We start from the raw sequence: 13815 nt of genomic DNA on the forward strand, positions 1-13815 counted from the left end.
GCCGCTTACTGGGCGTCGGGGAATACCGGTTCGCCGAGGTTGAGCATCAGCCGGTTCGCCCATGCGAAGATCGACACCGAGTGAATCAGGTCGAGAATCTCCGCGTCGTCGAGACCGGCTTCGCGCAGCGCGCGAAGCTGCGCGGCGTCCACCGCGTCGGGCTGCTCGGTCAGGGCGATCGAGAACTGCGCAATCGCGCGCTCGCGTTCGGTCGTGCCGGCGCTGCGCGGCTCGTCGAACACCTGGCGGATCACGTCGTTGCGCTTCGCAAGCTGCTCGAAGCGCTGCGCGTGCACCGACGCGCAGTACACACACCCGTTGATGCGCGAGACGACCGTGGTCGACAGCTCGCGCTCCGCGCGCGGCAGCCCGCCGGGCGCGTACATGATCGCGTTGAAGGCGGCCGAGCGCTGCCGCAGAATCTCGGGCTGATGCACGAGAAACAGGTAGTAGTCCGAGACTTTCGCCTTCGGGTGGCTTTCTTCGAGCACCGCGACCTGCTCCGGCGTCGCGTGGTCGAGCTCGACCACGTCGAGCCAGGCGTCCCAGTCGAGCGTTTCGTTGGTGAAACCGTGCGAGCGGATCAGGTCGGTCATGTCGGCGTCTCCAGTTGTTTTAGTGCCTGCAGCCCCGCGACGACGCGCGTCTGGTACGAGAGAAACGCAATCAGTTGCGCGAGCGTGACAACGGCGGGCGTCGTCAGCCCGGCGGCGGGCAGCGTTGCCAGCGCGGCTTTGTCGCCAGCCACCGGGTTCTCGATCAGCGTGCGCGTGAACGTGAGGATCGCGCGCAGCCGCGCATCCGCGAGATCTTCGGGTGCGCCGGTTTCGACCGCCGCGCGTGCGGCCGCGTCCACGCCATGCTGTTCGAGCGCATCGCGGTAGTGCGCAAAGAGCGCGGCCGAAGGCGTCAGCCGGCTCGCGTAGCACGCAACGAGCAGCCGTTCCGCGAGCGTCAGCCCTTCGAGCGCGGGGTCGAAGAGTGCGTCGTAGCTCTGCTGGGTCGCCACCGCAACCTTGTCGCGCCGATGCCGCAGCGCTTGCGTGGCCGAGCCGGGCGCGAGCCCGACAAGACGATCGACGAGATCGGTCGTTGCGCCATCAACGGTGTGTGTCATGAGTGTCCTCGGAAGGTGAATCGGAAGAGGGCGCGCCAGCCGCTTGCGCTGCGCGCGCCGCTACAGCGCGCGCAAGAAATGCCTGCACGGCAGCCCATGAACGTTCGTCGGCGTGCGCGTTCGCGGCGGGCTCGCCGCCGCCGGTGCTAACCCGGCCCGACACGGGATGCGCGTAGACGACCTGCGTGGTCGGCACATAAGGGAACACGATCGCATGCCCAGCGCGCTCGAAATCGAAATGCTCGACCGGATGCGGATGCCCGTGCGCCGCGAGCCGCTCGGCGACCATGCGCGAATAGCGGCTCGACGGCCACGAACCGTCGTCTTCGGCGGAGAGCAGCAGCACCGGCCCGCGAATGCACTCGACGCGGATGCGCGCGCGCTCGACCGCTTCCGGATCGTCGAGCGCGGTGAGCATGGCGTGCGCGTGCCGGTGCGGCGCGGGGCCTTCGTCGTAGGGCGCCCAGCTCGCGGTGCGGTTGTTCTCCCAGATGTGCGGCAGTGGCTCGCCGTTCAGCAGCCAGGTGGGGCCTTCGCGGCCGGTCGCCGGATCGGCCGCGTTCTGGGCGCTGTGCACGAGCGCGCTCGGCACGTAGCCGATGACCGCCGACACCCGCTCCGGGAAGGTCGCGCCGAGCAGCAGCACGAGCTCGCCGCCGCGCGACTGCCCGGACAGCGCGATGAAATCGTGCGCGGGACGCACCGTGTCGCGCAGCCAGCGCAGGCCGCGCTCGAAGTATTCGAGCGGCGTGTTGGAGATGTAGTCCGGCAGGCCCGGCGCCTTGAAGTAGCCGAGCGCGAAGGCCGCGTAGCCGCGCGAGGCGTAGAGCGCCGCGCGCGGCTCGTTGATGCCGCCGCCCGAGCCGTTCAGCACCATCACGGCCGGATGCGGCCCCTCGCCAGGCGGCAGATAGAGCGTGCCGACGAGACCCTGCTCGCGGATCTCGCGGCGCGTCACGCCCTCGGCCGCGAGCCGCTGCGTGAATTGTGCGGACACCGAAGCGTCGCCGACGCTTGCGGTCAGCGTCGTCACGAGTGGCGCACTGAGCGGCGTCGGGAACACGTCGCGGCTCGCGCCGTCGACGGGCGTCTGCGACCACACGAGGCCGAGCGCCGAAACGCCCGCGTAGCTGCCCGACACGGGCGCGTCGCGCGACAAGTCGACGATGCCGTCCGCGTCGGCGACAAACGCCGCATCGGCGCTCCAGGGCGCGCCGTGGGCGCGCTCGGTGCGGCTCGCGATCGTCACGCGCGCGCCGGCCGGCGCGCCGTGCAGCACGATGCGACGCGGCACGTCGATCAACGCGTCCGCGGGCAGGACGGTCAGAGAGAGCGTTTGCGCGCCGCTCATTTGCCGGCCTGCGTGACCTGCATCGCGACGGTGCGGTCGCTCGTGTACGGCGACACTTTCAGACCCTTGCGCGCGGCCCACACGTTCTGATAGTGAAAGAGCGGAATCACGCCCACGTCGTTCGACACGATCTCGACCGAGTGGCGCAGGATCGCCTCGCGCTTGCCTTCGTCGAACTCGGCGGTGGCCGCATCGAGCGCCTGATCGACGGCCGGATTGCTGTAATGCCCCCAGTTCGACGCGCCAAGACCCTTCTTCGCGTCGACGGTGGCGAGCACGTTCACGAGCGCGTAGCTGGCTTCGCCGGTGCCGTTACCCCAAGCGAGCATCGACATCGCATACTCGTTCTTGCCCGCGCGGCTCGCGTAGATCGACCAGGGCACCACTTCCACCTGCGTCTTCACGCCAATGCGCGTCCAGAACTGCGCGACTGCCTGAGCGGTTTCCGGCCCTTGCGGATAGCGGTCGTTCGGCACGTGCATCACGATCTTGAAGCCGTTCGGATAGCCCGCATCGGCGAGCAGCTTCTTGGCCTGCGCCGCGTCGAACGGAATGTCCTTCACAGCGGGGTCGTAGCCGAAGGTGTTCTTCGGCATCCATTGGTTCGCGACGCTCGCGGTGCCCTGCATGATGCGCGTGACGATGGCGTCGCGGTTGATCGCGAGCGACAGCGCGCGGCGCACGCGCACGTCGAGCAGCGGGTTCTTCGGCAGCGGCTTGCCGTCGTTGTCGGTGATGTATTGATTCGGGCCTTCATGGAAGCTCGGCTGCAGCAGCATCACGCGCAGGCCCGGATACGGATAGACCGTCACGTTCGGCGCCTGCTTGAGGCGCGGAATGTCCGATGCTGAGACCTTGTCGATTACGTCGACGTCGCCTGCGAGCAGCGCGGCCGTGCGAGCGGCGCCGTTGTTCACGTAGCGGTAGTCGACCTTCTCCCAGAGCGGCTTGCCGTCCCAGTACTGGTCGTTGCGGACCATCTCGACGCGGTCGCCCGGCGTGTACGAGACGAACTTGTACGGCCCGGTGCCGATCATCGCGCGGCCCGAGTTGTAGTCGTCGGTTTGCGACTTCTCGCCAACGTGCTTGCTGACGATGTGCACTGAAGCCAGGTTCAGCGGCAGATCGGGGTTCGGCGCCTTGGTCTTGATGACGAGCGTGAGCGGATCGGGCGCGCTAACCGATTCGATGGTGCGCAGATAGCCGGCGAACGTCGCGACGCTGCCTGGCACGTTGCGCGCGCGCTGGTAGGAGAAGATCACGTCGGCGGCGGTGAACGGCGTGCCGTCCTGCCATTTCACGTTCGGGCGCAGCTTGAACTCCCAGGTCGTCGAGTCGAGCGCCTTCCAGCTCACCGCGAGGCCCGGTTGCAGCTTGTTCCACTTGTTCTCGACCAGCAGATCCCAGAAGTGCAGGTCGTCCGAGCGGTCGCCGGCGTGGTTGTTGAGTTGCGGGTCAAGCGAAGACAGCGGGTCGGCGAACGCGATGCGCAGCGTCTGCGCATCGGCGGCAAAGCTGGCCGACAGCAGCACGGCGGCGACGGAAGACAGCAGGAGACGTTTCATGTCGGAAGATCCTGTGATTGGAATGTGCCGGGTTGTCTAAAGAGGGAGTTCATGCCGCGTCGTTCAGGTGGCACGCGCTCAGGTGACGGATCGCGATACCGCGCAGCGTGGGCGCTTCGGTCTTGCAGCGCGGCATCGCGTGCGAGCAACGCGGGTGGAAATGGCAGCCGCTGGGCGGCGCAAGCGGGCTCGGCAGCTCGCCGCTCAAGGCGGCGAAGGTCTTGTGCCGCACGTCGATGCGCGGAATCTCGGCAAGCAGTGCCCGCGTGTACGGATGATTCGGATGCCGGAATATTTCGTCGGCTGGCGCACTCTCGACGACGCGCCCGAGATACATGATGACGACGCGATCGGACAGATGCTCGACCACGCCGAGATCGTGGCTGATGAAGACGTAAGTGAGATTGAGCTGCTCGCGCAGGTCCATGAAGAGGTTCAGGATCTGCGCCTGGATCGACACGTCGAGCGCGGCCACGGCTTCGTCGCAGACCAGCAGGTCGGGCTGCACAGCGAGTGCGCGGGCGATGCCGCTGCCCGCCGCTGAACTGGTGCGGATAGCGGTCGCGCAGCGCGGGATCGAGCCCGGCGCGCTCGAGTTGCGCGCTCACGTAGTCGTCGAAGCCCGCGCGGTCGGTGAGGCCGTGCACGCGCGCGCCTTCGCCGACAATGCGGTCGATGCGCAGGCGCGGGTTGAGGCTCGCATAGGGGTCCTGAAAGATCATCTGTGTCTTCAGGCGCGCGGCACGCCGCTCGGCGGCGGACAGCGTGCCGGAAAGGCGGCCGTCGAGCCGGACCTCGCCGGACGAGGGCGCGAGCAGGCCCGCGAGCAGACGGCCGAGGGTCGATTTCCCGCAGCCCGATTCGCCCACGAGCCCGACCACTTCGCCGCGCCGCACCCCGAAATCGACTTCGTCGATCGCGTGCACGACGGCGGGCGGATGGGCCAGCCCCGCGCGTTCGAGCAGGCGCGTGGCGGGGTTCGTGCGGCGTTCGCCGAAGCGCTTGCTGACGCGGTTCAGCGCGACGAGCGGCACTGATGTGTCCGCAGCGTTTGAGGCATGGTCGACGGGCCAGGCTGGAACCACAGGCGCGTGAGGCGTGCTCATGCGGCCTCCCTGGCGAGTTGCGCGGCGCCCGGATGGAAGCAGCGGGCCAGGTGGCCGGGCTGCGTTTCGGTCAATTCGGGTCGCACATTGCAGGCCGCGCTCGCATGCGCGCAGCGCGGCGCGAACGCGCAGCCGGCCGGCATCGCGAGCAGATTCGGTGTCATCCCGGGAATCTGGCGCAGTCGCTCGCCGCGCTGGTTCAGGCTCGGCAGGCTCGCGATCAAGCCGACCGTATACGGGTGCTGCGGATCGTCGAGCACTGCGTCGACCGAGCCGTGTTCGACGATCCGGCCCGCGTACATCACCGCGAGTTCATCGGCGAGTCCGGCGACGACCGACAGGTCGTGCGTAATCCAGATCAGCGAGGTGCGTTGCTCGCGCACGAGCTTCTGCACCTCGCAGAGGATCTGCGCCTGAATCGTGACGTCGAGCGCCGTGGTCGGTTCGTCGGCGATGATGAGGTCGGGTTGGTGCAGCATCGCGATCGCAATTGCCACGCGCTGCCGCATCCCGCCGGACAATTGATGCGGATACGCGCGCAGCCGCTCGTCCGGGCTCGGAATGCCCATCGCGGCCAGCGCGTCGCGCGCGAGTTCGCGCGCCTGCGCCCCGGACACGCGGCGATGCGCGCGCACGGCCTCGGTCATCTGCGCTTCGATACGCAGCACCGGGTTCAGCGTCATCATCGGGTCCTGGAAGATCATCGCGATGCGATTGCCCTGCAGGTGCCGCCGCTCGCGCGCCGGCAGCCGCACGATATCGCGGCCCTGGAACAGGATCTCGCCGCCCGCGATGCGGCCCGGCGCGTCGACGAGGCCCATGATCGAGTAGCCGGTGACCGACTTGCCCGAGCCCGATTCTCCAACGAGGCCCATGATGCGGCCCGGCGCGAGCGTGAACGACACATCGTCGACGGCTGTGAGCACGCCGGCGCGCGTGTCGAATTGCGTACGCAGATTGCGGACCTCGAGTGCCGGCGTTGCGGATTGCGGCAAGGACTGTGACGAGGACTGCGGCACGTTCATTTCTGGCTCCGCGGGTTGAACAGGTCGCGCAGGCGGTCGCCAACGAGATTGATCGCGACGATGGTCACGAGCAGCGCAAGGCCGGGATACAGGCTGATCCAGTACTGGCCGGAGAGCATGGTCTGATAGCCGTTCGCAATCAGCAGGCCCAGCGACGGCTCGGTCACCGGCACGCCGAGCCCGAGGAACGACAGCGTCGCTTCCAGCGTGATCGCGCGCGCGACTTGCAGCGATCCCACCACGATGAGCGGCGGCAGGCAGTTCGGCAGGATGTGGCCGATCACGATGCGCCAGCCCGGAATCGCCTGGCAGCGCGCGGCCTCCACATATTCGCGGCGCGCCTCCACGAGTGCCTGGCCGCGCGCCGTGCGCGCGAAATAGGCCCACTCGAGCACGATCAGCGTGAGCACGACGTTGCCGATGCCCTTGCCGATGTAAGCGAGGATCATCATCGCGACGAAGATCGACGGGAACGACAGCAGCAGATCGACCATGCGCATCAGCAGCGCGTCGACCTTGCCGCCCGCATACGCGGCGATGAGCCCGAGCAGCGTGCCGATGATGCCGGCCGCGAGCGCCGAGCCCACGCCCACGCCAAGACTGATGCGCAGCCCGTAGACGATGGCCGAGAGCAGGTCGCGGCCCTGGCCGTCGGTGCCGAGCCAGTACGTGAAGGTCGCGGCGCCGTTCGCGGAGCCCGGTGGCAGCCGCGCGTCCAGCACGTCGAGCTGCATCAGGTCGTAGGGGTTCTGTGGCGTGATCCACGGCGCCACGAGCGCGGCGGCGATCAGCACCACGAGCAGCACGAAGCCGATGAGCGCGCTTTTTGAGCGCGCGAAGTCGCGCATGGCCTGACGCCACGGCGATTCGCGACGTGCCGGCGCGGCGAGCGCAACGGGCGCGGAAGATTGTGGAGCGGGCGCGTTCATGCGGCGGCCTCCAGACGGACACGCGGATCGAGCCAGCGGTACAGCAGATCCACAATCAGGTTCAGCGTCACGAACAGGCACACAACGACAATCAGATACGCGACGATCACAGGCCGGTCGAGCGCGTTGATGCTGTCGAGAATCAGCTTGCCGGCGCCCGGCCAGGAAAACACGCTTTCAGTAACGACTGAGAACGCGATGGTCGAGCCGAACTCGATGCCGAGCACCGTGGTGAGCGGAATCAGCGTGTTGCGCAGCACGTGAACGAGCACGAGGCGCAGCGGCGCGAGCCCCTTGGCGCGCGCGAAGCGCACGAAATCCTGCGGCAGCACTTCGACCACGCCCGCGCGCGTGAGGCGCAGCACGAGCGAGATATTGAACAGCGCGAGGTTGAACGCGGGCAGGATCAGATGGCGCAGGCCGTCGAGCGTCAGGAACGACCACGCGACGCCAAACACCGGCACCGTCGCGCCGCGACCGCTGGCCGGCAGCCAGCCCAGATGAACCGAGAAGGTCATGATGAGCATCAGCCCGACCCAGAAAGTCGGCAGCGAGAAGCCGACAATGCTGCCTGCCGTCAGGAGCCGCGCGAGCGGATGCTGCGGGCGCAGCCCGGCAAAGAGCCCGAGCGGGATGCCGATCACGATCGCAAGCAGTAACGCCGCGCACGCCAGTTCGAGCGTGGCGGGCAGGCGTTCGAGAATCAGCCGGATCGCGGGGACGTTGTACACGAAGCTGTTGCCGAGGTCGCCGTGCAGCGCGCCGTTCACGAAGGCGAGGTACTGGCGCCACAGCGGCTGGTCGAGGCCGAGCCGCGCGATGATGCGCGCGCGGTCGATCTGGTCGACGTCTTCGCCGATCAGGATGTCGACCGGGTTGCCGATCGCGTGCAGGCCCACGAACACGATCACGGTCATCAGCCACAGCACGACGATCGCCTGCAGGATGCGGCGCAGAATCCATGCGCTCATCGCTGCGGCTCCGGCTCGGGGTGGACGGCAGAGGTCGTGGGCGGGCCAGCCGGCGTCCATTCGTCGCCGAATACCTCGGGTTCTTCGAACGCTTCGAGATTCGCGTAGTGATGGCCGATGTCTTCGCGATAGAGCACGGCTGCGAGCGCGAGCGACAGACGCTTGGCGCCATCGCTCACGGCCGGGATGTCGCCGGAGAGCGCGCCGTGCGAGAGCGTTGCCGGCGCGCAGAAGCAGTGGATGCGAGCGAGGCCGGGGCACGTGCCCGGTGTTTTTTCGAGGAATTCGAACGCCGGGCCCAGGTCGGGCGAGTCGGTGAGCTCGCGGTCTTCGTCGCCGGCGGGCGGCGTGTAGCGGTCGCTCCAGGTGCGGATGTGGCGCGCGAACGATGCGAATTCGGGGCGGCTGGCCGGGTCGATGTTGAAGCCGGTCGCGAACACGAGGAAATCCAGCTCGAACAGGCCTTGAGGAGTCCGTACGTGCAGCGCGTTGCCCGCCACGGTCACGTCGAGTATCGGCGAGCCGAGGTTGAAGCGCGCGTTCTCATGGCGCGACACGCGCAGCGTGCTGCCGCGCGGCGGCGGCACCTGCTGCACATTGATGTAATGACGGATGCGCCACTTCCACGCGTCGGGCAGCGCGGCATGGCCGTGCGTGAGCCCCGGGTTGCCCGCGCCCTTGCCCTTGTTCACGCGTGGAATGTCCGCGCGGCGGATCAGCAGGTCGACCGACGCGGCGCCCGCTTCGAGCGCGGTCGCGGCGCTGTCCATGGCCGACGCGCCCGCGCCGATTACGCCCACGCGCTTGCCGCGCAGTGTGCCGTAATCCATCTCGTCCGACGAGTGCGCCCAGAAGCGCTTCGGCAGCGCCTTCGCGAAAGCGGGCACGCTCGGGCCGCCGAGGCCGTCGCGTCCGGTCGCGAGCACCACGTGGCGCGCGTACACCACGCTGTCGCGGCCCGCGTGCGAGACCGACAGCGCGACCACGCCGTCGCCATCGCCATCGTCAAGCGGCACGATCGACGTGATGCGGTGATCGTTGCGCACGTCGAGGCCGAGCACCTCGCGATACCAGCGCAGGTAGTCCATCCATTGCAGGCGCGGGATCTTGTCGAGCGCAGCCCACGCCTCGCCGCCGAACTGCGCCTCGAACCACGCGCGAAACGTGAGCGCGGGCAGGCCGAGCGCGGGGCCCGTCAGTTGCTTGGGCGAGCGCAGCGTTTCCATGCGCGCGGTGGTCGCCCACGGGCCTTCGAAGCCTTGCGGCGATTGATCGAAGATCACCGCGTCCACGCCGAGATGCGCGAGCGACGCGGCGGCGGCCAGCCCCGCCATGCCGCCGCCGATGATCGCGACGCTGACGACGGGCCGGCCCTCGTGCGTGCGCGGCGGCACCCACGATCTGGCGGGCAATTCGAGCCAGGCGAGGTCTTCGCGCAGGCGCGCTTCGAGCGCCGCGAGGCCTGGGTGACGAGCGGTCGGCGAGTTCATGGTGACGGGGTTTCCTTCGGATCGGGCAGGTCGCCGTAGAGCGACTGCAGGACTTGGGCATGCTCGCTGGGCGCATGCTGGACGAAATCGGGGAGCAGCGTGCGCGCGGCGCTGGCGAGCGCGTCGACGAATGCCGTCGCGACGTTCGACAGCACTTTTGCGTCGCGCGTGACGACCCCGAAGAAGAACGGAATACCGGTGTCGATCGGGCGCACGGCGACGTCGGGCAGCGGCAGACCGTAAGCGGTCACGGGTTCGAGCACCGAGAGGCCGAGCCCGGCGCGCACCGCGGCCAGCGCATTGAGCGACGAGTTGGTTTCGATCAACGCGGCCGGCGCGATGCCCGCGCTGGCGAACGCGTGATCGAGCCGGCGGCGCAGCCGGTACGGATTCTGCATCGTGACGATGCGCCGGTCCGCGCACGCGGCGAGCGGCACGCGCGCATGCGCGGCGAGCGGATCGTCATGGCGCAGCACGGCAACGCACGCGGATTCGCCGATCCAGTGGACGGCCAACCCGCGATGCTCGAGCGGCAGGCTGGTCACGCCGATCTCGGCTGCGCCCGTCAGCACCTCGTGAACGACCTGTTCGGGCGACATGCTGCGCAGCTGGATCTTCGGCGTGTCGTGGGCGGGGCCGGGCAGCGCGAGCGCGGCGGGCAGGAGACCGGCCGCGAGCGCCGAGGTGGCCGCGATATGCAGCGGCCGCGCGTCGCCGCGCGCGATTTCGCTCGCACGGTCGCGGACCTGCTTCATGCCGGCGAGCATCCGCTCGACGTCCTCGTACAGCAGGAAGCCCTGTTCGGTGGGCGAGACGCGCGGGCCGTTGCGGGCAAACAGCGCATAGCCGATCTCGGCCTCCAGCTCCTGGATCAGCCGCGTGATCGCGGGCTGCGACCGCCCGAGCAGGCGGCCGGCCGCAGTAATGCTGCCGGTGGTCATCACGGCAGCGAAGGCTTCGAGCTGGCGAAGTTCCATGAGTCAGTGGGTGCGGACAGGCGCCATTGCATGCGATTTAAGCATTCTTAACCTTCAAGCATGCAAAGCACAAATACTAAATCTGCATGTTGATATATCGCAACGTGCAAACGAATGAGGGATTCTGATTCGTGAGCACCGGGTTTACGCGAAGAAGCGACTCCTATGTAATCGGAATATACGAATAAACATTCGTGTTTAGACGCTGGTTGATATCAAAAAAGAGCGCTCAAATGGAGTCATTCGTCTCAACGGAGGATTCCATGGAACTCATGCTTGCCGACTCGCTGGCCACCTCGCACCCGTCGACGTTTCGTCTGTCGACGCATCCGCACCATCACCGTATCGTTCACGTGAGCGCCGAGCGCGACGCGCTCGAACAATTCCTGGAAGACGTCCGCGAGATCGATGTCCAGAATCTCGAGTACGTGCCGTTCATGCGCTACCACCTGGCCGACCTGCTGATCAAGCGACTCGGCAACGCGTTCGCGCGCACCCTGGTCGACCTCGTCAAGGACCGCAACCACGGCGGTTTCACCATCGGTCTTCAAGGGTTGTCTCAAGATAGTTCGGACTACGTTAAATTCGGCACGGCGATTGGCCACATCCTCGGGCCGAGCAACCACGACTCCATGTCGGGCACCTACTACGCGCGCTTCGTGGTCAGACATACCGACGATAGCGACTCCTACCTGCGTCAGGCCTATCGTCTATTCACGATGCACACCGACGGCACCTTCGTCACCGAGGCCACCGACTGGCTGCTGATGATGAAGTTCGCCGAGCAGAACGCGGTCGGCGGCGAGTCGCGCTTCCTGCACCTCGACGATTGGGACGAGCGCGAGCGCTTCGTGAACCACAAGTTCGCGACCCGGCCGTTCCTGTACAAGGCGCCAGGCTCGAAGAACGTGAGCGAGCGGGTCGAGCGCCCGGTGTTCTTCCAGAGTGAATTCGGTTTGTCGCTGTCGTTCATCGATCAATTCGTGCAGCCCGCCAACCGGGAAGAGGCCGCTTATCTGCATGACCTTTCGGCATCGATGGAAGCTTCGCGTGGCACGAAGGAAGTCGCTCTCCCAGCGGGGGACCTGGTTGTCCTGAACAACTACTTCTATCTCCACGGCCGTGCGCCGTTTGAAAAGAACGAGGCACTGCATCGCGAACTGATGCGCCAGCGGGGCACGTTCGCGCAGTGATGCAGCACTCGCCCGGTCCGGCACCGCCTGTGCAGGCGGATCGGGCGTCGAGCCTTTTGAAGCGTTTTAAGAAGCAGATTGTGGAGAGACAGATGGAAGATCACCTCGGTGCCGCGGACGTTCAGCCGCTCCCGCTTGTCGCGCAGAAAAGCGCGCAGAAAAGCCAGGCCGCGTATGGCGTCAAGCAGGACGTTCCGGCGCGGCTTCGCAAGATCCTTTCATTGGCCGATTTCGAGGCGGCGGCGCGGGGCTTCCTGCCACGCCCGCTGTACGGCTACATTTCCGGCGCCGCCGAGGACGAACTGTCGCTCGCCGCGAACCGCAGCGCATTCGAGCGCCTGAAATTCCGGCCGAAGGTGCTGGTGGACGTCGCGCGCCGATCGCAAGCCACCACGATCTTCGGCCACACCTACGCGTCGCCGTTCGGGATTGCCCCGGTTGGCATCAGCGCGATCTCGGCGTATCGCGGCGACATCGCACTGGCCCAGGCGGCGCAGGGCGAACAGATTCCCGCGATCATGAGCGGCACCTCGCTGATCCCGATGGAGACCGTCCGAGCCGCTGCGCCGGGCACGTGGTTTCAGGCCTATCTTCCCGGCGACGCCGCGCGCCGCGATGCGCTGATCGAGCGGGTCCAAGCGGCGGGCTTCGCGACGCTCGTCGTCACGGTCGACATCCCCGTGTGGGCGAATCGCGAGAACAATGTGCGCACTGGCTTCTCGCTGCCGCTGCGCCCGTCGCTGCGTCTCGCGATGGACGGCCTCGCGCGGCCCCGCTGGCTCTGCGGTACCTTCCTGCGCACCTTGGTCCAGCACGGGATGCCTCACTTCGAAAACTCGTTCGCGACGCGCGGCGCACCGATGTTGTCCGCGTCGGCGATTCGCGACACCACGGGCCGCGATCACCTCTCTTGGGAGGACATCGCGCGGATTCGCGAGCGCTGGAGCGGCAACCTGGTGATCAAGGGCATCCTGCACGTCGACGATGCGCGGCGCGCGGCGTCCATCGGCGCGGACGGCATCATCGTCTCGAACCACGGCGGACGCCAACTCGATGGCGCGGTCGAACCCTTGCAGGTGTTGCCGGAGATTTGCGCTGCCGTTGGCGACGATCTGGTCGTGATGATGGACAGCGGTGTCCGGCGCGGCGCGGATGTGCTGAAGGCGCTCGCGCTCGGCGCGCGTTTCGTGTTCGTCGGGCGTCCGTTCATGTATGCGGCGGCGGTGGGCGGCGAGGCGGGCGTGCGGCACGCGATCGGGCTTTTGCGCGACGAGGTGGACAGGAATATGGCGATGCTTGGGGCGCGCTCGGTCGAGGAGGTTACGAGGGACGTGCTTGCGTGAGGGGGCGCGCGGGCAGGCCCTTCACTGGCCGCGCAACGTCTCCAACATGGCAACCAGCGCGCGCACCCTCGGTGGTTGCAGTCGTGCCGAGGGCATCACTATGCTGATGGGCATGGCGGGCGGCCGGCATCTAGGGAGAAGTTCGACCAGGGCACCACTCCGCAGCTCTCCCACCACCATGTTGTCCGGCACCTGCGTGATCCCCAGACCCGCTACCACTGCCGCCACCATGCCTTCGCCATCGTTCACCTGCACCTGCGCGGGCGGCGCCAAGTCGCTGGCGCCCGGTGCCGGAACGCCACCGCACCAGCACGACTGCGACGAGGTGGTGATTTGTCTGGGCGGCGAGGGTGAGCTCCGTACCGACGGGAGGCAGCAACGCTTAGGATCGCAAAGCATCCTCATCTTGCCGCGAGGCCGCGTGCACCAGTTCCTCAACGTCGGCTCGCAGCCCCCTGGAAACACTGGGAATTTTCGGCCAGTCACCTGTGCCCACAAGACAGCCCGATGGCCAGCCTCTGCCGTTGCCATGGCGCAGTTGAGGCGCGTGAGAATCGCGTGCACCCATTAGCGGGCCCAGTGTCGAGTAAGCGAACCATTTCATCGCCTGCTTGAGCATCCGATTTCGCGATTCCACTGGCCGAATGCACCCGTTTCTTTGATTCACGGCTGCGACGCATCAGCGTCACCCGGCTTGCGCGAATCGGTCTACATACAGTGGCTTTCCGATTCGTGCAAATACGATTGC

General features: G+C 67.2%; 11 protein-coding genes and 2 pseudogenes. 3 read left to right on the plus strand and 10 right to left on the minus strand.

What is annotated here, in order from left to right; genetic code table 11:
* Nucleotides 1–5: 5 nt before the first annotated feature.
* From HV773_RS37535 to HV773_RS18390, 9 genes and pseudogenes are all read right to left on the minus strand, one after another.
* Nucleotides 6–1117 (minus strand): annotated as a pseudogene (locus HV773_RS37535) (CMD domain-containing protein).
* Nucleotides 1101–2468, minus strand: a complete 1368-nt coding sequence (locus tag HV773_RS18355; protein ID WP_175196259.1) for an acyl-CoA thioester hydrolase/BAAT C-terminal domain-containing protein — start codon at nt 2466–2468, stop codon at nt 1101–1103. Before HV773_RS18355 ends, HV773_RS37535 begins: the two are co-directional and overlap by 17 nt.
* A complete protein-coding gene (locus HV773_RS18360; RefSeq protein ID WP_175196261.1) occupies nt 2465–4033 on the minus strand; it encodes an ABC transporter substrate-binding protein in 1569 nt (522 codons plus the stop codon). The genes HV773_RS18355 and HV773_RS18360 overlap by 4 nt, the downstream gene beginning before the upstream one ends.
* A 49-nt stretch (nt 4034–4082) precedes the next feature.
* Nucleotides 4083–5139 (minus strand): annotated as a pseudogene (locus tag HV773_RS18365) (ABC transporter ATP-binding protein).
* Nucleotides 5136–6164: an ABC transporter ATP-binding protein gene (locus HV773_RS18370; protein ID WP_175196263.1), complete on the minus strand. Its 1029-nt coding sequence runs from the start codon at nt 6162–6164 to the stop codon at nt 5136–5138. Before HV773_RS18370 ends, HV773_RS18365 begins: the two are co-directional and overlap by 4 nt.
* On the minus strand, nt 6161–7093 hold the full coding sequence (locus HV773_RS18375) for an ABC transporter permease (RefSeq protein ID WP_175196265.1): 933 nt from the start codon (nt 7091–7093) through the stop codon (nt 6161–6163). The genes HV773_RS18370 and HV773_RS18375 overlap by 4 nt, the downstream gene beginning before the upstream one ends.
* A complete protein-coding gene (locus HV773_RS18380) occupies nt 7090–8064 on the minus strand; it encodes an ABC transporter permease (protein ID WP_175196267.1) in 975 nt (324 codons plus the stop codon). Before HV773_RS18380 ends, HV773_RS18375 begins: the two co-directional genes overlap by 4 nt.
* On the minus strand, nt 8061–9554 hold the full coding sequence (locus HV773_RS18385; RefSeq protein WP_175196269.1) for a flavin-containing monooxygenase: 1494 nt from the start codon (nt 9552–9554) through the stop codon (nt 8061–8063). Before HV773_RS18385 ends, HV773_RS18380 begins: the two co-directional genes overlap by 4 nt.
* Nucleotides 9551–10531, minus strand: a complete 981-nt coding sequence (locus HV773_RS18390; RefSeq protein WP_175196271.1) for a LysR family transcriptional regulator — start codon at nt 10529–10531, stop codon at nt 9551–9553. Before HV773_RS18390 ends, HV773_RS18385 begins: the two co-directional genes overlap by 4 nt.
* 263 nt (nt 10532–10794) lie before the next feature.
* Between HV773_RS18390 and glaH the strand changes: the two genes are divergently transcribed.
* Nucleotides 10795–11724 carry a glutarate dioxygenase GlaH gene (gene glaH / locus HV773_RS18395; protein WP_246282332.1) on the plus strand — a complete coding sequence of 310 codons (930 nt, stop codon included), beginning with the start codon at nt 10795–10797 and terminating at the stop codon, nt 11722–11724.
* A gap of 92 nt (nt 11725–11816) precedes the next feature.
* Nucleotides 11817–13067, plus strand: coding sequence for an alpha-hydroxy acid oxidase (locus HV773_RS18400; RefSeq protein WP_175196273.1), 1251 nt, complete (start codon nt 11817–11819; stop codon nt 13065–13067).
* Between the two features lie 21 nt (nt 13068–13088).
* On the opposite strand, the gene HV773_RS18405 is transcribed toward HV773_RS18400, so the two are convergent.
* On the minus strand, nt 13089–13316 hold the full coding sequence (locus HV773_RS18405) for a LysR substrate-binding domain-containing protein (RefSeq protein ID WP_217481922.1): 228 nt from the start codon (nt 13314–13316) through the stop codon (nt 13089–13091).
* Between HV773_RS18405 and HV773_RS37540 the strand changes: the two genes are divergently transcribed.
* The gene (locus tag HV773_RS37540) at nt 13297–13638 is read left to right on the plus strand and encodes a cupin domain-containing protein (protein WP_425496184.1); all 342 of its coding nucleotides are present in this window, start codon (nt 13297–13299) and stop codon (nt 13636–13638) included. The two genes, HV773_RS18405 and HV773_RS37540, sit on opposite strands and share 20 nt — an antisense overlap.
* Nucleotides 13639–13815: the final 177 nt, after the last annotated feature.

This window comes from Paraburkholderia caffeinitolerans, assembly GCF_902859945.1.
Taxonomy (GTDB): Bacteria; Pseudomonadota; Gammaproteobacteria; order Burkholderiales; family Burkholderiaceae; genus Paraburkholderia; species Paraburkholderia caffeinitolerans.

Excerpts from the sequence above, each read along its gene's own strand:
- HV773_RS18375 (WP_175196265.1), bottom strand. The coding sequence starts at position 7,093 with ATGAACGCGCCCGCTCCACAATCTTCCGCGCCCGTTGCGCTCGCCGCG.
- HV773_RS18360 (WP_175196261.1), bottom strand. The coding sequence starts at position 4,033 with ATGAAACGTCTCCTGCTGTCTTCCGTCGCCGCCGTGCTGCTGTCGGCC.
- HV773_RS18400 (WP_175196273.1), top strand. The coding sequence starts at position 11,817 with ATGGAAGATCACCTCGGTGCCGCGGACGTTCAGCCGCTCCCGCTTGTC.
- HV773_RS18355 (WP_175196259.1), bottom strand. The coding sequence starts at position 2,468 with ATGAGCGGCGCGCAAACGCTCTCTCTGACCGTCCTGCCCGCGGACGCG.
- HV773_RS18370 (WP_175196263.1), bottom strand. The coding sequence starts at position 6,164 with ATGAACGTGCCGCAGTCCTCGTCACAGTCCTTGCCGCAATCCGCAACG.
- glaH (WP_246282332.1), top strand. The coding sequence starts at position 10,795 with ATGGAACTCATGCTTGCCGACTCGCTGGCCACCTCGCACCCGTCGACG.
- HV773_RS18385 (WP_175196269.1), bottom strand. The coding sequence starts at position 9,554 with ATGAACTCGCCGACCGCTCGTCACCCAGGCCTCGCGGCGCTCGAAGCG.
- HV773_RS37540 (WP_425496184.1), top strand. The coding sequence starts at position 13,297 with ATGCCTTCGCCATCGTTCACCTGCACCTGCGCGGGCGGCGCCAAGTCG.
- HV773_RS18380 (WP_175196267.1), bottom strand. The coding sequence starts at position 8,064 with ATGAGCGCATGGATTCTGCGCCGCATCCTGCAGGCGATCGTCGTGCTG.
- HV773_RS18390 (WP_175196271.1), bottom strand. The coding sequence starts at position 10,531 with ATGGAACTTCGCCAGCTCGAAGCCTTCGCTGCCGTGATGACCACCGGC.